Origin of the sequence: Streptomyces sp. NPDC085524, assembly GCF_044541755.1 — a bacterium.
Lineage (GTDB): Bacteria > Actinomycetota > Actinomycetes > Streptomycetales > Streptomycetaceae > Streptomyces.
Genome location: NZ_JBITTH010000014.1, coordinates 207,628 through 227,424, shown reverse-complemented (window position 1 = coordinate 227,424; position 19,797 = coordinate 207,628). Strand labels below are relative to the sequence as shown.

Sequence of the window (19,797 nt, the reverse complement as noted above, 5' to 3'; positions counted from 1 at the left end):
CTTCACGGGTGGCAGGACGGATCAATGACGACGACGTGAAGGCGGTACGGGACGCGGTCCCGATCGACGCCGTGGTCTCCGACTACCTCCAGTTGCGCAACGCGGGCGGCGGCAACCTCAAGGGCCTCTGCCCCTTCCACGACGAGAAGTCCCCGTCCTTCCAGGTCAGCCCCAGCAAGGGCCTCTACCACTGCTTCGGCTGCCAGGCCGGCGGGGACACCCTCGACTTCATCATGAAGATCGACCACCTCTCCTTCTCGGAGGCCGTCGAGCGGCTCGCCGGCCAGGCGGGCATCACCCTGCGCTACGAGGAGGGCGGGTACACCGCCGGCACCAGCGGCCGCGGCGAGCGCATCCGCCTCGTCGAGGCCCACAAGGCCGCCGCCCAGTTCTACGTGGACCAGCTCGGCAGCCCCGAGGCGGAGATCGGCCGCAAGTTCCTGGCGGAGCGCGGCTTCGACCAGGCCGCAGCCGCGCACTTCAGCGTGGGCTACAGCCCGGCCGGCTGGGACCACCTGACCCGCTTCCTGCGCGGCAAGGGCTTCACCGACAAGGAGCTGATCACCTCCGGGCTCGCCCAGGACAGCCGCAGCGGCAAGCCCATCGACCGCTTCCGCGGCCGGCTGATGTGGCCGATCCGCGACATCAGCGGCGAGGTGGTCGGCTTCGGCGCGCGCAAGCTGCGCGACGACGACAACGGCCCCAAGTACCTGAACACCCCCGAGACGGCGATCTACAAGAAGTCCCAGGTCCTCTACGGCATCGACCTCGCCAAGAAGGAGATCGCCAAGGGCTCCCGCGCGGTGGTCGTCGAGGGCTACACGGACGTGATGGCCTGCCACCTGGCCGGGGTCACCACCGCGATCGCCACCTGTGGCACGGCCTTCGGCGGCGACCACATCAAGATCCTGCGCCGGCTGCTGATGGACAACGCCACCGCCGAGGTGATCTTCACCTTCGACGGTGACGCTGCGGGCCAGAAGGCCGCCCTGCGGGCCTTCGAGGACGACCAGAAGTTCGCCGCCGAGACCTCGATCGCGATCACCCCGGGCGGGATGGACCCCTGCGACCTGCGGCTCGCCCAGGGCGACGCGGCGGTCGCCGCGCTGGTGGATTCCCGTACGCCGCTGTTCGAGTTCGCCCTGCGGCACATCGTCGCCCGGCACAACCTGGAGAACCCGGCGGGGCGTGCGGCCGCCCTGGACGAGGCGGCTCCGGTCGTCGCCAACATCAAGAACATCGCGATCCAGCACGAGTCGGCGGTCCAGCTGGCGGGCATGCTGGGCATCCGCGACGAGCAGTTCGTGGTCAAGCGGGTGGCGCAGCTGGCGCGGTGGGCGCGGGAGCGCGGGAACCAGCCCCAGCAGCAGGGCGGCCGGGGCGGCGGCCGCCGCCCGTCGTACGGGGCCGCCCCCGAGCCCGCCGCCCAGCAGGCCTCCGGGCCCGCGCTGAACCTGCGCAGCCCGGCCCACCGCACCGAGCGCGAGCTGCTGAAGCTGGCGCTGCAGCGCCCGGCCCTGGTCTCCCCGGCCTTCGACGCCTACGGGATCGACGAGTTCACCGCCCCGCCCTACGCGTCCGTGCGCCAGGCCATCCAGGACGCGGGCGGCGCCTCGCTCGGCGCCGAGGACTACCTGGCCCGGGTCCGCGAGGCCGCGCCGAACGACACCGTGCGCGCGCTGGTCACCGAGCTGGCGGTGGAGGCCATCCACGCGAAGACGGTGGACGAGATGTACGCGGGCGTCCAGCTGGTCCAGGTACGGCTGCGCGCGGTGGACCGCCGGGTGCACGAGATCCAGGGCACGCTGTCCCGGCTGGGCCCGCAGGCGCCGCCGGAGCAACTGGCCGCCGTCCAGGAGGAGCTGTGGGTGCTCCAGCAGTACGGCCAACGCCTGCGCAACCGCGGCGCGGAAGGGCTCTGAGAGCCCGCACCACCGGTCCGGTCCGTCCGGCCCCTGTCCGCCGTGCACCGCCCGTCCCCCCGACGGCGCTCCGCGCCCGCGCCTCAAACGCCGGCGAGGCTGAAACCTCCAGCCCGTCCGGCGCTTGAGGACCGGGGGTCCGGGGGCGGAGCCCGGGTCTTTCAGCCTCGCCGGCGTTTGAGGCGCGGGGTCCGGGGCGGAGCCCCGGGGAACGGTGGAAGGGCGGAGCGGGGAGCAGCTCCGCGCAGCGGCACCCCCGGGGCGGCCCGCACGCGACGGGCCACCGGGCCCGGGCGCGCGGCGGGGCACCTCCTCGGCCGTCGAACGTTTCCAGGGGCCGGAGAGGGAGAGGGCGGTTGCGTTCGACGCCCTGCGGGGGCGCCCCACCCCACACCCGACCCCGCCGGCGCGGGGTACGGGCTGCGGGGGCGCTTTGTCGCCGGGGCACGCACGGCCCGCCGGGAGCTAGCGGCGGTGGCGCCAGTCGCCCGTGGGTATCTCCGTGCCCGACTCCGCCAGCCGGCGGGCCAGCGCAGGGGCCGCCAGGTAGACCCAGGCGCGGACGGCGGTGCCGTCGGGCCGCAGGGCCTCGCAGGCGATCCGGTCGTACACGTTCCCCGGGAGGCCCGGGCCCCGGTACTCCTCGAGGTGGTCCAGCGCGGAGAGGAGCTCCCCGTACGCGCCCGGCGCCGCGGTGATCAGCTCCCCCACGACGGCCGAGCCGCGCCGCTGGACGGCGTACGGATACCCGGGGCCGTCGTACAGCGCCGCGTCCGGGAGGCTCGCGGGCTCCTCGGAGGCGGTGCGTCCGCGCAGGAACAGGTCGTGGTTGACCTCCCCCGGCCTCAGGGTCCCGTAGACGAAGAACGGGAGCGATGTCACGCGGATCTCCTTCGGGTGTGGCGCGGTGGCCCTCGGGCCGGGCCGAAAGTCCCGACTGTCCCGCGTCACTCCACCGTACGCACCGCTGTTGCACAACTTCCCGGCGCCCGTGACCCCCGCCGTCTAGCGTCGGCCCGCCATGACCTCTTCCTCCCGCCGCCTCGCCACCGCCCTGCTGGGCCTCTGCGCAGCCGTCGCCACGGGCTGCTCCGCCCCCGGTGGCCTCGGCGCCGCATCGCCCGCGCCGCCCGTGTCCATGCAGCCGCGCCCCGAGCCCCTCTGGCCCGCCGGACCGAGGCGCCCGGCGCCAAGGTGGGCCGGCGGGAGCCCGCGCCGGTGCCGCTCAAGGCCGCCCCCGCGCTGGGCGCGAAAGGGCTCCTCGGGGTGATGCGGCCGCACCTCGGGAAGGCGGAGCCGCTCCGGAGGCCGGGCCGGGCCGGTATCCGCCCGCCCGTCTTCAAGGACCTGCCGACCGGCCGTTCGGCGCTGAGCGTCTGCGCGGTGTCCGGCGGCAGGATCGTCTCCTCCTGTCGAACGAGGAGCCCTCGGGCGCCCGTGCGGCGGTGGTGCTGCCCCCGGCGCGAACCGCCCGCGGGGCGGCCGGTCACCCGGACGGGGTGGGGGTGCACGAATGGCCTCGCTGCCCTGCTGACGTGCACAAACGCGTGGCGGAGGGGCGAGTTGGACGATATCTGACGAAACATCAGCAGGCGGCTGCCAGGAGGACCGGGTTACCTCGGAGACACGACCCCGTGTCTCCAGGAGAGCCCCATGCGCCGACGTACCGCCCACGTGCTGACCGCGACCGCGCTGACCGCCGCCGCGTTCACCGGCCCGGTGGCGGGTGCGGTCGCGGCCGCGGACCTCGGCATGGTGGCCTTCGCGCCCGGGGACTTCGCGCCGCTGGAGGTGTGGCCCAAGTCCGCCGCCCCCGGGGCCACGGTCACCGTGAACACCACCGCCTGCGGCCCGGGCAGCCACGCCGAGGGCGATGCGACCACGGTGGGCGGCGGCCGGTTCAAGCTGGTCCCCACCACCCACAAGGAGGTGGTCGTGGGTCAGTTCCAGGTCGCCCGCGGCACCCGGCCGGGGAGCTACGGCATCGGGGTGACCTGCGCGGACGGCAAGTTCGCGACCGGCGACCTGGCCGTCACGGAACGCGGCCCCCAGGGCCACGTCCACACCGGGGTGGGCGGTGGCACGACCACCACCACCGACCCCGCCAAGATCGCGGCGGGAGCGGCAGTGCTGGCCGCGACCGCCGTCGGCGGTACCTGGCTCCTGCGTCGCCGGGCGAGCGGCACGCGGAGCTGACGGATGCCCACCGCGGCTCCGGCCGCGGTCCGACCGGTACCGTCCCCCGTCGCCCGCTCCGCGAGGTCCCCCCGTTCGCGGGCGGGCGACGGCCATTCACCCCGCCACGGACGCGAGGGGGTACGCATGGGTGGCGATTTCGGCGGCGGCCGTGGCCGCGGCCGGCAGCCCCGGCCCTCGGCCGGCCACCCCGGGACGGGTGGGCGCCCGCCGGGGCGGACCGTCCGCACCCCGACCCCCCGCCACGGTGGACTCGTCGCGCTCGCCGCCTGCATCGGCATCTGGCTCGTCTCCAGCGGCTCCCGTGAGCCGGTCGGGCCGCCGCTGCCCTCCCCCGCCGACGCCCTGAGCTCGGCCGGAGCCACCGGACCCCCCATCGCGCCGCTCCCCGGCTCCCGGCCCACCCGGATCCGGATCCCCTCGATCCGGGTCGACGCGCCGCTGACCGGGCTCGGCCTGGAGCCGGGCGGCAGCCTGGAGGTGCCCCCGCCGGCCCGGCGCGACCTGGCCGGCTGGTACCGCGACGGCACCACCCCGGGCGCCACCGGCACCGCCGTCATCGCCGGGCACGTGGACGACGCGGCCGGGCCGGCCGTCTTCTACCACCTGGGCGCGCTGCACCGGGGGGCGGCCATCGAGGTCCCGCGCGAGGACGGGCGCACCGCCGTGTTCACGGTCCACGCCGTCGAGGTCTACGACGCCGGGGCCTTCCCCGACACCCGCGTGTACGGGCCTTCGCAGCGCGCCGAGCTCCGGGTGATCACCTGCGGGGGCGGCTTCTCCCCGCGCACCGGCTACCGCGGCAACGTGGTCGTCTTCGCCCACCTGACCGGGACGTACTGACCCGACGGCCCGTCGGGTGGCTAACCCCACTGTTCGAGGCCGAGCTTCACCACGAGCGCGCTCACGACGGTCAGCAGCACCGCGCGGACGAAGCCGCTGCCCTTCTTGAGGGCCATGCTCGCCCCGATCATGCCTCCGGCCAGGTTGAACACGGCCATCAGTCCGGCCAGTTGCCAGAGCACCATGCCCTGGTAGGCGAACATCGCGAGCGCGCCCGCGTTGGTGCAGCAGTTGACGATCTTGGCGGTCGCGGAGGCGGTGACCAGGTCGAGGTGGAGCAGCGCGGTCAGCGCGAGCACCAGGAAGGTGCCCGTGCCGGGGCCGATGAGGCCGTCGTAGAAGCCGATGCCCAGGCCGGCCAGGCCGATGGCCAGCAGGACCCGGCTGCGGCTGACGGGCGAGGCCGCCGGGGCGGCGCCGAAGCCGGGACGGAAGATCACGAACCCGGCGACGACCACCAGCACCACCATGATCAGCGGTCGGAGCGCGTCCTTGCTGATCCCGCCGGCGAGCGCGGCTCCGCCCATCGAGCCCGCGAGCGCGGCCAGGCCGATCCGGACGGCGAGCTTCACGTTCAGCGGGGCCTTGCGCGCGTAGGTGATCGCGGCGCCCGTGGTGCCGACGATGGCCACCGCCTTGTTGGTGCCGAGGACGGTGGCGGGGTGGGCGTTCGGCAGGCCGAGGAGGAGCGCGGGCAGGAGCAGCAGGCCGCCGCCGCCCACCACCGCGTCGATCCAGCCGGCCGCCGCGGCGGCCACGCACAGCACGATGATCATGGTCATTGATATGTCAGGCACGACCCGACCCTATGAACCTGTCGCGTGCAGTGGCCATCAATCCCCGGAAAGTTGCGCAAAGGTTGAGCTTCTCCGGTCCGCGGCCCGGTCCGGGGCCTCCGGCGCCGCCGGATCGAGGGCCGCCGTCAGCACGGTCGCGGCCAGCACGCTGGCCAGCCCCAGCCCGACCGCCAGCCGCTGCCCGGGCCGCAGGGAAACCGGTACGACCGGCCGCCGCGGCTTGCGGTGCCGGGCCTCCGGCGCCGCGGCGACGGGCACGGACAGGGTGACGTGGAGCGGATGGCGCACGGAACGGCACACCTCTCTGATCGGAAGGGGGCTCAGAAGCTGAAGCACTCGGAATGGATGCGTCCGGCCGGCACCCCGGCCCGCAGCAGCGCGCCCCGGGTCGCGTCGGCCATCCCCGGCGGCCCGCACAGGTACACGTCGTGCTCGGCCAGGTCCGGCACCAGCTCGGCCAGCGCCTGCGGGGCCAGCGGATCGAAGGCGGCGCCCGACGGCCCGAGCAGGTAGTGCAGGCCCGCCTGCCGCTCGGCGGCGATGGCCTCCAGTTCGCGGCGCAGTACGAGGTGCTCCTCGGCCCCGGCCCGGTACAGGAGGGTGATGTCCCCGGGGCCCCCGGGGAGGGTCTCGAACAGGGCCCGCATCGGGGTGATTCCGACCCCGCCCGCGATCAGGAGCACCTTGGGCCGGGTCCGCCGGGCGGCGGTGAGCGCACCGAACGGGCCGGTCGCCAGCACCCGCGTGCCGGGGCGCAGCCGGCGGATCCGCCGGGAGTGGCCGCCGAGCCCCTTGACGGTGATCCGCAGCGCGTCCCCGTACACGGGCGCGGACAGCGAGAACGGCAGGGCCGTGTGCCACAGCCGCCGCTCCAGGAACCGCCAGCGCAGGAACTGACCCGGCTCCGCGCGCAGTTCCGCCAGGTGCTCCCCGCGGATCACGACGGAGACCACCCCGGGCCCTTCCGCCCGTACCTCCGCGACCCGCAGCCCGTGCCGCAGGGCCTGCCGTACGGGGACCACCGCGCGGTACCAGACCAGCAGGACCGCGACCGCGGTGTGGGCGAGCGCCCAGAACCAGGCGACCGGGGCGAGATCGGGCCCGGCGATCTGGTGCGCGAAGGCGAGGGCTGCGGCGAGGTGGACGAGCAGGTGGACCCCCCGCCAGGTTTCGTGCGAGACCCGGCGGCGTACCGCCCGGGCGGAGGTCACGCCGACCGCGGCCAGGAGGACGGTCCCGGCCGCGGCGGCGGCGAGCGCGCGGTAGCCGAGCAGTTCCCGGACGGCGCAGACCACGTCGACTTCCTCGTGCACGGCATATCCGAGCAGGGCGAACAGCCCGTGCCCGAAGCAGAGCAGCAGCACGTGCCGGCCACCGAAGGCGTGCCAGCGCGCGAGCCGGTCGGCGCCGACCCCGTGTTCGACCGCGGGCACCCGGGCCATCAGGAACAGCAGCACGAGCACCCCGTACCCGGCGAGCAGCCCCGTCAGGTGCGCGGCGGTCGCGAACAGCGCGTCGGGGCGGGCCGAGGGCCGCACCTGAGCCGCCCAGAGCAGGGCCACCACCCCCGCCCCGGCCGCGATCCCGCCCCTGACCCGCACCGCCGCATCTCGCATACGGAGCACGCTAAGGGCCCCGGAGGGGGCGCAGTTGATCCTTAAGGCGGCGTTGAGGGAGGCCTCACCGACCCTTAACCCCTGTGCTGAGGCCGGCGTTCCGTCCGGGTAACAGGAGCGATGCCGAGGGGAAACAGCTGCCCCGCACGCTCGTCCCATGACATCGAAGCAGCGTGTGGTGGTGATCGGCGGCGGCCTCGCGGGCCTGCGACTCGCCGCGCGGCTGAACGGTGCGGCGGCGGTCACCGTCCTCGGCGAGGAGAGCCACGTCCCGTACAACCGGGTGCTGCTCGCCGAGGTCCTCGCGGGCCGGTACGCACCGGAGGTGGCCGCCCTCCCGGCGATCGGACCGGTGCTGCGGCGCGGGGTGCGGGCGGTCCGCGTCGACCGGGCCGACCGGACGGTCCACTGCGACGACGGCGAGGCGCTGCCCTACGACTCCCTGGTACTGGCGACGGGCTCGAACGCGGTGCTCCCGCCGCTGCGGGGCCTGTTCGAGCCGGAGGGCCGGGACCTCCCGGAAGGGGTGCACGCCTTCCGCACGATGGACGACTGCCTGGCCCTTTCGGCGGCCGTGGGCCCCGGGGTCCGGGCGGTGGTGATCGGCGGGGGCCTGCTGGGCGTCTCGGCCGCCCGCGCGCTGGCCGCACGGGGCGCGCAGGTGGTCCTGGCACAGCAGGGCGAACGCCTGATGGAACGCCAGCTGGACGCCGATGCCGCTGCGCTGCTGCACGCCCACCTGACCGCCCTCGGCGTGGAGATCCACACGGAGTGCCGGGTGCGGGGGGTGACGACGTCGCCCCCGGCGCCGCTGCCGGGGGCTCTGCCCCCCGCAACGGCGCCGCGCCGCAACCGCCGCGTCACCGGGGTCGAGCTCGCCGACGGGTACCGGATGGCGGCCGACATCGTGGTGCTCGCCTGCGGCGTACGCCCCCGCACGGGCCTCGCCCAGGCGGCCGGGCTGGAGATCCGCACCGGCATCGTGGTCGACGACCACCTCCGCACGAGCGACCCCCGCATCCACGCCATCGGCGACTGCGCCGAGCACGCCGGCCAGGTGTACGGCCTGGCGGGCCCCGCCCTGGAGCAGGCCGACGCCCTGGCCGCCACCCTCACCGGCCGGCCCACCGCCTACACCGGAACCCGCGCCCTCACCCGCCTCACCCTCCCCGGCGCGGACGGCTCCCTCGACCTCGCCGCCTTCGGCGAGACCACTCCCCGCCCCGGCGACGACGTGGTCCGCCTCGCCGACGCCACCCGCCGGACCTACCGCAAGGTCGTCGTCCGCGGCGACCGCCTCGTCGGCGGGGTCCTGCTCGGCGAGCTCTCGACCGTGGGGGCGCTCGCCCGCACGTGGGAGGGCGGCGAAACACCGCACGACCTGTTCCACCTGCTCACCGACGACGGAGGCCACTGACATGACCGTGACCGAGCCCTTGCCCACGATCGTGCTCATCGGGCACGGCATGGTCGGCCAGCGCTACCTCGAGGCGCTCGCCGAGCGCGGGGTCACCGCCACCCACCGGATCACCGTGCTCTGCGAGGAGCCCCGGCCCGCCTACGACCGCGTGCACCTGACCTCGTACTTCTCCGGCAGCACTCCCGAGGACCTGTCCCTGACGCCCTCCGGCTTCATGGCGGAGCACGGCATCGCCCTGCACCTCGACGACCCCGCCGAACACATCGACCGGGCCGCCCGCACCGTCACCTCCCGCTCCGGAGAGGTGTTCCCGTACGACGTCCTGGTCCTGGCCACCGGCAGCTACCCGTTCGTGCCGCCCGTCCCCGGCAAGGACGCGCCCGGCTGCTTCGTCTACCGCACGATCGAGGACCTCCTCGCCATCGAGGAGTACGCCAAGGACCGCACCTGCGGCGCGGTCGTCGGCGGCGGGCTGCTCGGGCTGGAGGCTGCCGGCGCCCTGCAGGGGCTCGGGCTCGCCACCCGCGTCGTCGAGTTCGCCCCGCGTCTGATGCCCGTACAGGTCGACGAGGGCGGCGGCGCGGCCCTGCTGCGCACCATCGAGGGCATGGGCCTCACCGTCCACACCGGCGTCGGCACCCAGGAGGTGCTGACCGGCGAGGACGGCCGCGTCAGCGGGATGCGTCTGTCCGACGGCTCCACCGTCGACACCGACCTCGTCGTCTTCTCCGCCGGCGTCCGCCCCCGCGACCAGCTCGCCCGCGACTGCGGACTGGACGTCGGCGAGCGCGGGGGCATCGCGGTCGACGCCCGCTGCCTCACCTCCGACCCGCACGTCTACGCCATCGGAGAGTGCGCCCTCGCCGTGGACGGCCGCGTCTACGGCCTCGTCGCCCCCGGCTACGAGATGGCCGAGACCGCCGCCGACGACCTGCTGGGCCGTGAGAAGGAGTTCACGGGGGCCGACCTCTCCACCAAGCTCAAGCTGCTCGGCGTGGACGTGGCCTCCTTCGGCGACGCCCACGGCAACACCCCCGACAGCCTCGACGTCGTCTGGTCCGACTCCCGCTCCGGCGTCTACAAGAAGCTCGTCGTCTCCCCCGACGGGGTCCTGCTCGGCGGGGTCCTGGTCGGTGACGCGGACTCGTACGGGCTGCTGCGCCCGCTCACCGGCAGCGTGCCGCCCGTCGCCCCCGAGCAGCTGGTCCTGCCCGCCGGCGTCGGCGCGCCCGTCGCGCTCGGCCCCTCCTCGCTCCCCGACCACGCGGTGATCTGCTCCTGCCACAACGTCACCAAGAAGGCCATCACCGCCTGCGCCACCCTCCCCGAGGTCAAGAAGTGCACCAAGGCGGGCACCGGCTGCGGCAGCTGCGTGAAGGTGATCGGGCAGCTGCTGCCGGCCCCCGCCGACAAGGGGCTGTGCGGCTGCTTCCCCTTCACCCGCGCCGAGCTCTACGAGATCGTCCGCACCCGCCGCCTGACCTCGTACCGGGAGATCCTGGACGGGCACGGCCGCCCGGAGGCGCGCGGCAGCGAGGGCTGCGAGGTCTGCAAGCCCGCCGTCGGCTCGATCATCGCCTCGCTCGCCCCGACCCTGGGCGCGAGCGGCTACGTCCTCGACGGCGAGCAGGCCTCGCTCCAGGACACCAACGACCACTTCCTCGCGAACATGCAGCGCAACGGCTCCTACTCGGTCGTCCCGCGCATCCCGGGCGGTGAGATCACCCCCGACAAGCTGATCGTGATCGGGGAGGTGGCCCGCGACTTCGGCCTCTACACGAAGATCACCGGCGGTCAGCGGATCGACCTCTTCGGTGCGAGCGTCGACCAGCTCCCCCGGATCTGGGCCCGGCTCGTCGACGCCGGCTTCGAGTCCGGGCACGCGTACGGGAAGGCCCTGCGCACGGTGAAGTCCTGCGTGGGGCAGACCTGGTGCCGCTACGGGGTCCAGGACAGCGTGAAGATGGCCATCGACCTGGAGCTGCGCTACCGGGGGCTGCGCGCCCCGCACAAGCTGAAGTCGGCGGTCTCCGGCTGCGCCCGCGAGTGCGCGGAGGCGCAGAGCAAGGACTTCGGGGTCATCGCGACGGCCTCCGGGTGGAACCTGTACGTCGGCGGCAACGGCGGGGCCACCCCGCGCCATGCCGATCTCCTCGCCCAGGACCTCTCGGACGCCGAGCTGGTCCGGCTCATCGACCGGTTCCTGATGTTCTACATCCGCACCGCGGACCGGCTGGAGCGGACCTCCACCTGGCTGGAGCGGCTGGAGGGGGGCCTGGGGCACCTGCGGGACGTGATCGTGCACGACTCGCTCGGGCTGTGCGACGAGCTGGAGGCCCTGATGGCCGACCACGTGGCGCACTACCGCGACGAGTGGGCCGAGACGCTCCAGGACCCGGAGCGGCTGCGCCGGTTCGTGTCGTTCGTCAACGCGCCCGGCGCCCCGGACCCGACGGTGAAGTTCGTGCCCGAGCGCGACCAGGTCAAGCCCGACCTGGCCGTCCTGACGATCGGAGGAGTCCGATGACCGTGGAACTGCAGGTGGCGGAGGGCTGGCTGACGGTGTGCGAGCTGTCCTCGCTCACGCCCGGGCGCGGGGTGGCGGCGCTGCTGCCCGACGGGAGCCAGGCCGCGGTGTTCGTCGACCGCGCGGGCCGCACGTACGCCATCGCCAACCGGGACCCCTTCACCGGGGCGCACGTGCTCTCGCGGGGCCTGCTGGGAGCCTCGGCGGGCCGGCCCTTCGTGGCCTCGCCGCTGCTCAAGCAGCGCTTCGACCTGGAGTCGGGGCGCTGCCTGGACGACGAGGAGGTGGCGGTCCGGACGTATCCGGTGCGGACCGCCGCGACCTCGTAGCCGTCCGTGTCAGCCCTGGACGGCGGCCGGGTCCATCCACACGATCTCCCAGACGTGGTGGTCCAGGTCCTCGAAGGCCCGGCCGTACATGAAGCCCATGTCCATGGCCGGGCGGGGTTCGGTGCCGCCCGCCGCCAGGGCGGCGTCGACGATCTCGTCGACCTTCTCGCGGCTGTCGGCGCTCAGGGCGAGCATCACCTCGGTGACGGCGCCGGCGTCGGCGATCGGCTTGGTCGCGAAGGTCTTGAAGTGGGCCTCGGTCAGCAGCATCGCGAAGATCGTGTCGCTGATGACCAGGCAGGCCGCGTTCTCGTCGGTGAACTGCGGGTTGGTGGAGTAGCCGAGCTTCGCCCAGAAGTCCTTGGCGGCGTCCAGGTCCTTGACCGACAGGTTGACGAAGATCATCTGGGGCTGGGACATCTCGGTCTCTCTTCTCTCGCATGGTGTGCGCTGCTGTGCGCTGCTTTCGAGAGGTTGACCGGGAGCCCGCGCCGAACTCATCGCTCCCGCGGGAAGTTTTTCGAATTTTCTTCCCGGCGGGACGAAACCCCAGGTCAGAGCCTGGCCGCCGTGCGCAGTTCCAGTGCCGCCAGAGGGATGAAGCCGATGCCCTCCCCGCCCTCCATGGACGCGTCGCCGCCCGCGAGCCGCTTGTGCAGGGTCAGCGCGATCCGCTCGCCCTGCGCCTTGGCCCGCTCCGCGTTCGGCCCGCGGTGCAGGCCGTCGATGGTCGCGTGCCACAGCTGCACCCAGCGTCCGAAGTCGGCGGCGGTCATCGCCCGTACGGAGTTCAGCGCGGCGTGCGGGGCGAAGGCGTTGCGCCGGTAGCCGGCGCTGCGGAACAGGGCGCGTTCCCAGAAGTCGGTGATGCGGGGCAGGTGGACCTCCAGGTCCGTGCCCGCGATCTCGGTGAAGAAGGGGCCGATCCGGGCGTCGGCGAAGGCCGCCGTGTAGAAGCGGCGCAGCACGGCGTCGAGGTCGGCGCGGCCCGTGATGTCGGCGGCGGCGGAGTGGCACATGAGACCACCATCCTCCCGCAGGCCCGGCTTCCCCAGGGCAGAAGGTCCCGTGCTCCCGGGGCGTCCGGACCCCGTAGGCGGATTGAACGCGAAGCGGTCGCTCGCGCGTCATGCGGAATTGGAGCGTCGTCAACTCGGCACTCCTAGGTTCCTCGACGCGTGCGACCCCGCATCCGACCGGGCGCGGGGCCCCGACTCCCCCAGGAGTGACCGTGGAACGTCGTACCTTCCTGCGCGGCGCCGTCATCGGCTCCTCGGCCGCCGCCTTCGGCGGCACGCTGATGCACGGGGCCGCCTACGCGGCGCCCGCCCAGCCCGGCGCCGGGCCCTACGGGGCGCTCGGCTCCGCGGACGCGAACGGCATCATGCTGCCGGCCGGGTTCAGCAGCCGGGTGATCGCCCGCTCCGGCCAGAACGTCGGCCCCACCTCCTACAAGTGGCACAGCGCGCCCGACGGCGGCGCGTGCTTCGCCGACGGCACGGGCTGGATCTACGTGTCGAACTCGGAGATCAACCCGTCGGGCGGCGCGAGCGCGGTGAAGTTCGACTCCTCGGGCACGATCACCGGCTCCTACCGGATCCTCTCGGGCACCCGGCAGAACTGCGCGGGCGGCAAGACCCCGTGGAACACCTGGCTGTCGTGCGAGGAGGTCAGCCTCGGATACGTCTACGAGACCGACCCGTACGGCGTGACCGCGGCGGTGCAGCGCCCCGCGATGGGCCGCTTCAAACACGAGGCGGCGGCCGCCGACCCGGTGCGCCAGGTGATCTACCTGACCGAGGACGAGACCAGCGGCTGCTTCTACCGCTTCATCCCCACCACCTGGGGCGACCTCTCCTCCGGCACCCTCCAGGTGCTCGTCGCCGGAACCGCCGCCTCGGGCTCCTTCACCTGGCAGAACGTCCCGGACCCGGACGGCTCCCCGACCACCACCCGCACCCAGGTCTCCGGCTCGAAGAAGTTCAACGGCGGCGAGGGCTGCCACTACGCCAACGACACGGTCTGGTTCACGACGAAGGGCGACAACCGGGTCTGGCAGCTGAACCTCGCGAGCAGCACGTACGAGCTGGCCTACGACGACTCGCTCGTCCCCGGCGGCGCGGCCCCGCTGACGGGCGTGGACAACGTCACCGGGTCCTCGTACGGGGACCTGTACGTCGCGGAGGACGGCGGCAACATGGAGATCTGCCTGATCACCCCGGACGACGTGGTGGCCGTCTTCCTCCGCGTGGGCGGCCAGTCCTCCTCGGAGATCACCGGCCCCGCCTTCTCCCCCGACGGCACCCGGCTGTACTTCTCCAGCCAGCGCGGCACCACGGGCAGCTCGACGGGCGGCATCACATACGAGGTGACGGGCCCCTTCCGCACCTGAGCCGGACAGAACCCAGCCCCGCCGGCGTTTGAGGCACGGAGGCCCGGGGGCAGCGCCCCCGCAAACGGCGCCGCACCGCGCCACCGGCCGCTGCCCCGACGGGTCGACCCCGCCGGGGCAGCGGCACGTCACGAGGCCACGGCCCCACCCTTCAGCAGCGCGGCCCCCAACGGCGTCACGGTGTGCAGCACCGCGTTCCCGTGCCGCAGCGTCGTCACCAGCCCCGCCTCCCGCATCACGCACGCGTGCTGGCTCGCCGAGGCCAGCGAGACCCCGGCCCGCCGCGCCAGCTCGCTGGTGGTCGCCCCGTCCCCTATGGCCCGCAGCACCACCGAGCGGGTGTGCCCGACGAGCTTGCCCAGGGTGCGCACCCGCTGCTCCTCCACCGCCGGCCGCGCCGCCTCGCCCCCCGCCGGCGCCGAGGCGAGCTGCGCGGCGGCCGGGTAGACCAGGACCGGCGGCAGCTGCGGGTCGTGCAGGGTCACCGCGGTGCGGCGGCAGAAGAAGGACGGCTGGAGCAGCAGCCCGCGCCCCCGCAGCCGTACGTCCCGGTCCACGGGATAGTCGCACTCCAGCACAGGAGCCCGCCAGCGCAGCATCGGCGGCAGCGAGGCCAGCAGCTCGTCCGCGCCCCCGTCCAGCAGGGCCCGGCCGCGCGCGGCCCGCTCGGCCTCGATCTGGGCCTGGATGTGGGTCCAGTACGGCTCCACGGCCGCCCGGTGGTACGCGCGCAGCTCGCCCAGCAGCCTCGGCAGGTGCTTGGCGGAGTCGTCCATGAACTCCCGCAGCCTCGGCGGCAGCGCCGCACCGCCGCCCAGCAGCGCCAGCTCCCGCTGCACCCGCTCGGGACGGATCCCGCGCAGGGCGTCGAGGCCCACGTCCCACCCGTACTGCCCCTCGACGGGCGTCAGGAAATCAGGGAAATAACCCTTGCTCGGTATAAGCATACCGAGCGTGCGTGTTTCACTGTTCAACCTGATTCGCGATTCCGTCCGCCATTCACCGAACAACCGGACATCTCGCCGGTCTCTTAGCCGATGAAAGCTGAGAATCGTTTCCCACAACGCATCGGGACGCCCTGCCATCCGTACGCGTGCCAGGTCCACTCCAGTGAAATGGATACGCAGCACCGAACCCCCACCTGTGCAACCGCAATCCCCCCGCCCCATGAGTATGCATGCAGTCACACGTGGTCACCACGCCCTTTCGGCCACAGTTGAAACCCCTTTCGGCAGAGGCGTGACAACCGAAATCCTGTACTCCGCCGGGCACACTCCGATGCGACCGAAACGCTCCGCGAAGGCCGTGGGGGGCTTTGCGGAGCCTGGCGGTCGGTCGCACGGGAAGCGCCGACGTGCCCGGCAGAATGACAGCGGCGGTGGACGGGTGGGGATCCGTCCACCGCCTGCTGGCGTAAAGATTTGTTGAACAAGAAAAAAAATGGGCGCGTCTGCCCTCGGGGGTCAGGGAACCCGGGGGCAGACGCGCCGTCTTGCGGGGCCCTTCTCAGGGCCGTGGGTCAGCGGCTGTCGCTGCCCTTCGCCTCGGCGGCCGCACGACCGGCCTCCAGGCGCGCCACCGGGATCCGGAAGGGCGAGCAGGAGACGTAGTCGAGGCCGACCTCGTGGAAGAAGTGGACGGACTCGGGGTCACCGCCGTGCTCGCCGCAGACGCCGAGCTTGAGGTCGGGGCGGGTGGCCCGGCCCTGCTCGGCCGCGTGGCGGACCAGCGAGCCGACGCCGTCCTTGTCGATGGTCTCGAAGGGCGAGACCCCGAAGATGCCCTTCTCCAGGTAGGCGGTGAAGAAGCTGGCCTCGACGTCGTCGCGGGAGAAGCCCCACACCGTCTGGGTCAGGTCGTTCGTGCCGAAGGAGAAGAACTGCGCGGCCTCGGCGATCTGGGCGGCCGTCAGGGCGGCGCGCGGCAGCTCGATCATCGTGCCGATGGTCAGCTTGAGGCTGGTGCCGGTGGCGGCCTCGACCTCGGCGATGACCGCGTCGGCCTCCTCGCGGACGATCTCCAGCTCCTGGACGGTGCCGACGAGCGGGACCATGATCTCGGCGCGCGGGTCGCCCTTGGCGTTCTTGCGCTCGGCCGCGGCCTCGGCGATCGCCCGGACCTGCATCTTGAACAGGCCGGGGATGACCAGGCCGAGGCGGACGCCGCGCAGACCCAGCATCGGGTTCTGCTCGTGCAGCTTGTGCACGGCCTGGAGCAGGCGCAGGTCGTTCTCGTTGTGGTCCTGGCGGGACTCGGCGAGGGCGACGCGCACCGACAGCTCGGTGATGTCGGGCAGGAACTCGTGCAGCGGCGGGTCGAGGAGGCGGACGGTGACGGGCAGCCCGTCCATCGCCTCGAAGAGCTCGACGAAGTCCTTCTTCTGCAGCGGCAGGAGGGCACTGAGTGCCTCCTCGCGCTCGCCGTCGGTGTCCGCGAGGATCAGTCGCTCCACCAGTTCGCGGCGCTCGCCGAGGAACATGTGCTCGGTGCGGCACAGGCCGATGCCCTGGGCGCCGAAGCGGCGGGCCCGCAGCGCGTCCTCGGCGTTGTCGGCGTTGGCGCGCACCCGCAGGCGGCGGACGCGGTCCGCGTACGCCATGATCCGGTGCACGGCGGCGACGAGCTCGTCGGCGTCGTCGGCGCCGGCGTGCATGCGGCCCTCGAAGTACTCGACGACCGGGGAGGGTACGACGGGTACCTCACCGAGGTAGACCTTGCCGGTGGAGCCGTCGATGGAGACGACGTCGCCCTCTTCGATGACCGTCTCGCCGACCGTCATGCGGCGGCGCTTGGTGTCGACGTCGAGCTCCTCGGCGCCGCAGACGCAGGTCTTGCCCATGCCGCGGGCGACGACGGCGGCGTGCGAGGTCTTGCCGCCGCGGGAGGTCAGGATGCCCTCGGAGGCGATCATGCCGTCGAGGTCGTCGGGGTTGGTCTCGCGGCGGATCAGGATGACCTTCTCGCCGGAGCGGGACCACTTGACGGCCGTGTACGAGTCGAAGACGGCCTTGCCGACCGCGGCGCCCGGGGAGGCGGCGATGCCGCGGCCGAGCAGGGTGGTCTTCGCGCCCTCGTCGAAGCGGGGGAACATCAGCTGCGCGAGCTGGTGGCCCGTGACGCGCTGGAGGGCCTCGGCCTCGTCGATGAGGCCCTGGTCCACGAGCTGGGTGGCGATGCGGAAGGCGGCGCCGGCGGTGCGCTTGCCGACACGGGTCTGGAGCATCCACAGCTGGCCGCGCTCGATGGTGAACTCGATGTCGCAGAGATCCTTGTAGTGGGTCTCCAGCGTCGTCATGATCGTCATGAGCTGGTCGTACGAGGTCTTGTCGATGGCCTCGAGGTCCGCGAGCGGCACGGTGTTGCGGATGCCCGCGACGACGTCCTCGCCCTGCGCGTTCTGGAGGTAGTCGCCGTAGACGCCCGCGTGGCCGCTGGCCGGGTCGCGGGTGAAGGCGACGCCGGTGCCGGAGTCCGGGCCGAGGTTGCCGAAGACCATGGAGCAGATGTTGACGGCGGTGCCCAGGTCGCTCGGGATGCGCTCCTGGCGGCGGTAGAGCTTGGCGCGGTCGGTGTTCCACGAGTTGAAGACCGCCTCGACGGCGAGGTCCAGCTGCTCGCGGGCGTCCTGCGGGAACTCGCGGCCGGCCTCCTTCGCCACGATCTTCTTGAAGACCTTGACCAGCTTCTTCAGGTCGGCGGCGTCGAGGTCGGTGTCGACGGTGACCTTCTTGGCGGCCTTGGCCTCGTCGAGGGCGTCCTCGAAGAGCTCGCCCTCGACCCCGAGGACGGTCTTGCCGAACATCTGGATCAGGCGGCGGTACGAGTCCCACGCGAAGCGCTCGTTGCCGGCCTGGGTGGCGAGGCCGGTCACGGACTCGTCGGAGAGGCCGATGTTGAGGACGGTGTCCATCATGCCGGGCATCGAGAACTTGGCGCCGGAACGCACGGAGACCAGCAGCGGGTCGTCCGACTGGCCGAGCTTCTTGCCCATCTTCGACTCGAGGGCGGCAAGGTGGGCGCTGACCTCGTCGCGCAGCGCGGCCGGGGCCGAGCCGCTCTCGAGGTAGACCTTGCAGGCCTCGGTGGTGATGGTGAAGCCGGGAGGGACCGGCAGACCCAGGTTGGTCATCTCGGCGAGGTTGGCTCCCTTGCCGCCGAGAAGGTCCTTGAGGTCGCGGTTGCCCTCGGTGAAGTCGTAGACGAACTTCTGATCTTTGTTTTCCGACACGGGTCTCGACTCCTCGAGGCTCGGTGGCTGCCCTGACGGCCAGGAACATACCCAGATCGAAGGCTTATGGGTACGTCCACTTGGCCGTCATATGGCCGTAACCACCCGTGCGCCAGCAGATCGAAAGTAACTCACGGGTAATGGGAAAGTACGAAGAGCGTTCACAAGCCGAAGGGGAAGGGGCCGTTCGGGCGGCGTTTCCGCTCGGATGAGCGATCATCGATACATTTGCGTTCAAGACTTGAACACACAAAGGGTGGCACCCAGTGCCACCCTTTGGAAGTCTTACCCGTGACTTATGCGCTCATCTGAGCAAACCCCTACCCATGCGTGGCGTATATCACGCGCCACGCAGGGCGATTTGTCAGCCTCCGGAGGTGTCCAGTTCGGCGTCCTCGCTCACGCCGGCGCAGTCGTACGGGTCCTTCAGCCAGCCGTCCGGCAGGACAACCCGGTTGTTTCCGGACGTCCGGCCCCGCGGACCGTCCGCGCTCTCGGGCCAGCCCTGGTCCAGGTCCAGCTCGCTCAGATGAGCGTCCAACTCGGCCAGCGACGAGGTCACCGCGAGCTTGCCCCGCATCTCGGAGCCCACCGAGAAGCCCTTGAGGTACCAGGCCACGTGCTTACGGAAGTCGATCACCCCGCGCGCCTCGTCCCCGATCCACTCACCCAGCAGCTGCGCGTGGCGGTGCATGGTCGCCGCGACCTCGCGCAGCGTCGGCTTGTGGAAGTCCTCGGGGCGCCCCTCGAAGGCCGCCACGAGGTCGTTGAAGAGCCACGGCCGCCCCAGGCAGCCGCGCCCGACGACCACGCCGTCGCAGCCGGTCTCGCGGACCATGCGCAGCGCGTCCTCGGCGCACCAGATGTCGCCGTTGCCGAGCACGGGGATCTCCGGCACGTGCTCCTTGAGCCGCGCGATGGCCTCCCAGTCGGCGGTGCCGCCGTAGTGCTGGGCGGTGGTGCGGCCGTGCAGGGCGATGGCGGTGATCCCCTCCTCGACGGCTATCCGGCCGGCGTCGAGGTAGGTGAGGTGCTCGTCGGTGATGCCCTTGCGCATCTTCATGGTCACCGGCAGGTCGCCGGCGCCCGCGACGGCCTCGCGCAGGATGGCGCGCAGCAGGTTCCGCTTGTAGGGCAGGGCCGAGCCGCCGCCCTTGCGGGTCACCTTGGGGACCGGGCAGCCGAAGTTCAGGTCGATGTGGTCGGCGCGGTCCTCTTCGACGATCATGCGGACCGCCTTGCCGACCGTCACGGGGTCGACCCCGTACAGCTGAATCGACCGGGGCTTCTCGGTCTCGTCGAAGTGGATCAGCTGCATGGTCTTCTCGTTGCGCTCGACCAGGGCGCGGGTCGTGATCATCTCGCTCACGAACAGCCCCTTGCCGCCCGAGAACTCCCGGCAGAGGGTACGGAACGGGGCATTGGTGATGCCGGCCATGGGGGCGAGCACCACGGGGGGCTGCACGGTGTGCGGGCCGATCGCGAGAGGCGGGGGGAGCGTGGTCATCCGCCCATTGTCCCGCATGC

At 72.6% G+C, this 19,797-nt stretch carries 16 protein-coding genes; 7 read left to right on the top strand and 9 right to left on the bottom strand.

The annotated features are described in order from the left end of the window. Nucleotides 1-8: 8 nt before the first annotated feature. Entirely contained in the window at nt 9-1,922 is a 1,914-nt protein-coding gene (dnaG, locus tag ACIGFK_RS23015) for a DNA primase (RefSeq protein ID WP_376656767.1), read from the top strand. A 465-nt stretch (nt 1,923-2,387) separates the two neighbouring features. Here dnaG and ACIGFK_RS23010 read toward each other — a convergent pair whose 3' ends face one another. Continuing rightward, on the bottom strand, nt 2,388-2,804 hold the full coding sequence (locus tag ACIGFK_RS23010) for a gamma-glutamylcyclotransferase family protein (RefSeq protein ID WP_400053360.1): 417 nt from the start codon (nt 2,802-2,804) through the stop codon (nt 2,388-2,390). 771 nt (nt 2,805-3,575) lie between these two features. Here ACIGFK_RS23010 and ACIGFK_RS23005 point away from each other — a divergent pair. Then, nucleotides 3,576-4,118 (top strand): hypothetical protein, encoded by a 543-nt coding sequence (locus ACIGFK_RS23005; protein WP_386466735.1) that lies wholly within the window; start codon nt 3,576-3,578, stop codon nt 4,116-4,118. A gap of 126 nt (nt 4,119-4,244) precedes the next feature. Further along, nucleotides 4,245-4,961 carry a class F sortase gene (locus tag ACIGFK_RS23000; RefSeq protein ID WP_386466737.1) on the top strand — a complete coding sequence of 239 codons (717 nt, stop codon included), beginning with the start codon at nt 4,245-4,247 and terminating at the stop codon, nt 4,959-4,961. Between the two features lie 20 nt (nt 4,962-4,981). Here ACIGFK_RS23000 and ACIGFK_RS22995 read toward each other — a convergent pair whose 3' ends face one another. The 3 genes from ACIGFK_RS22995 to ACIGFK_RS22985 are packed head-to-tail and all read right to left on the bottom strand — an operon-like array spanning nt 4,982 to nt 7,374. Further along, on the bottom strand, nt 4,982-5,758 hold the full coding sequence (locus ACIGFK_RS22995) for a sulfite exporter TauE/SafE family protein (protein WP_376660714.1): 777 nt from the start codon (nt 5,756-5,758) through the stop codon (nt 4,982-4,984). Between the two features lie 36 nt (nt 5,759-5,794). Continuing rightward, entirely contained in the window at nt 5,795-6,046 is a 252-nt protein-coding gene (locus ACIGFK_RS22990; RefSeq protein WP_376660713.1) for a hypothetical protein, read from the bottom strand. 32 nt (nt 6,047-6,078) lie between these two features. Beyond that, nucleotides 6,079-7,374, bottom strand: coding sequence for a ferric reductase-like transmembrane domain-containing protein (locus ACIGFK_RS22985; RefSeq protein WP_376660712.1), 1,296 nt, complete (start codon nt 7,372-7,374; stop codon nt 6,079-6,081). Nucleotides 7,375-7,531: 157 nt separating this feature from the next. Between ACIGFK_RS22985 and ACIGFK_RS22980 the strand changes: the two genes are divergently transcribed. From ACIGFK_RS22980 to nirD, 3 genes are read left to right on the top strand one after another with little or no spacing between them, the layout of a single operon-like run. Next, entirely contained in the window at nt 7,532-8,791 is a 1,260-nt protein-coding gene (locus ACIGFK_RS22980) for an NAD(P)/FAD-dependent oxidoreductase (protein WP_400053358.1), read from the top strand. Nucleotide 8,792: 1 nt separating this feature from the next. Then, complete coding sequence (gene nirB / locus ACIGFK_RS22975; protein WP_376662153.1) at nt 8,793-11,321, top strand: nitrite reductase large subunit NirB; 2,529 nt, start codon at nt 8,793-8,795, stop codon at nt 11,319-11,321. Further along, nucleotides 11,318-11,650, top strand: coding sequence for a nitrite reductase small subunit NirD (nirD, locus tag ACIGFK_RS22970; RefSeq protein ID WP_376662152.1), 333 nt, complete (start codon nt 11,318-11,320; stop codon nt 11,648-11,650). The genes nirB and nirD overlap by 4 nt, the downstream gene beginning before the upstream one ends. Nucleotides 11,651-11,659: 9 nt before the next feature. On the opposite strand, the gene ACIGFK_RS22965 is transcribed toward nirD, so the two are convergent. Both ACIGFK_RS22965 and ACIGFK_RS22960 read right to left on the bottom strand, forming a co-directional pair. Beyond that, nucleotides 11,660-12,070 (bottom strand): VOC family protein, encoded by a 411-nt coding sequence (locus ACIGFK_RS22965; protein ID WP_376662151.1) that lies wholly within the window; start codon nt 12,068-12,070, stop codon nt 11,660-11,662. 134 nt (nt 12,071-12,204) lie between these two features. Further along, nucleotides 12,205-12,669, bottom strand: coding sequence for a group III truncated hemoglobin (locus tag ACIGFK_RS22960; protein WP_376662150.1), 465 nt, complete (start codon nt 12,667-12,669; stop codon nt 12,205-12,207). 212 nt (nt 12,670-12,881) lie between these two features. On the opposite strand from ACIGFK_RS22960, the gene ACIGFK_RS22955 reads away from it, so the two are divergent. Then, complete coding sequence (locus ACIGFK_RS22955) at nt 12,882-14,042, top strand: alkaline phosphatase PhoX (protein WP_400053355.1); 1,161 nt, start codon at nt 12,882-12,884, stop codon at nt 14,040-14,042. A 128-nt stretch (nt 14,043-14,170) separates the two neighbouring features. On the opposite strand, the gene ACIGFK_RS22950 is transcribed toward ACIGFK_RS22955, so the two are convergent. The 3 genes from ACIGFK_RS22950 to dusB form a co-directional block, all read right to left on the bottom strand. Beyond that, on the bottom strand, nt 14,171-15,172 hold the full coding sequence (locus ACIGFK_RS22950; RefSeq protein ID WP_376661486.1) for a helix-turn-helix domain-containing protein: 1,002 nt from the start codon (nt 15,170-15,172) through the stop codon (nt 14,171-14,173). Nucleotides 15,173-15,561: 389 nt separating this feature from the next. Beyond that, nucleotides 15,562-18,270 carry a pyruvate, phosphate dikinase gene (gene ppdK, locus ACIGFK_RS22945; protein ID WP_376661487.1) on the bottom strand — a complete coding sequence of 903 codons (2,709 nt, stop codon included), beginning with the start codon at nt 18,268-18,270 and terminating at the stop codon, nt 15,562-15,564. A 364-nt stretch (nt 18,271-18,634) separates the two neighbouring features. Next, nucleotides 18,635-19,795 carry a tRNA dihydrouridine synthase DusB gene (dusB, locus tag ACIGFK_RS22940; protein ID WP_400053353.1) on the bottom strand — a complete coding sequence of 387 codons (1,161 nt, stop codon included), beginning with the start codon at nt 19,793-19,795 and terminating at the stop codon, nt 18,635-18,637. Nucleotides 19,796-19,797 lie beyond the last annotated feature (2 nt).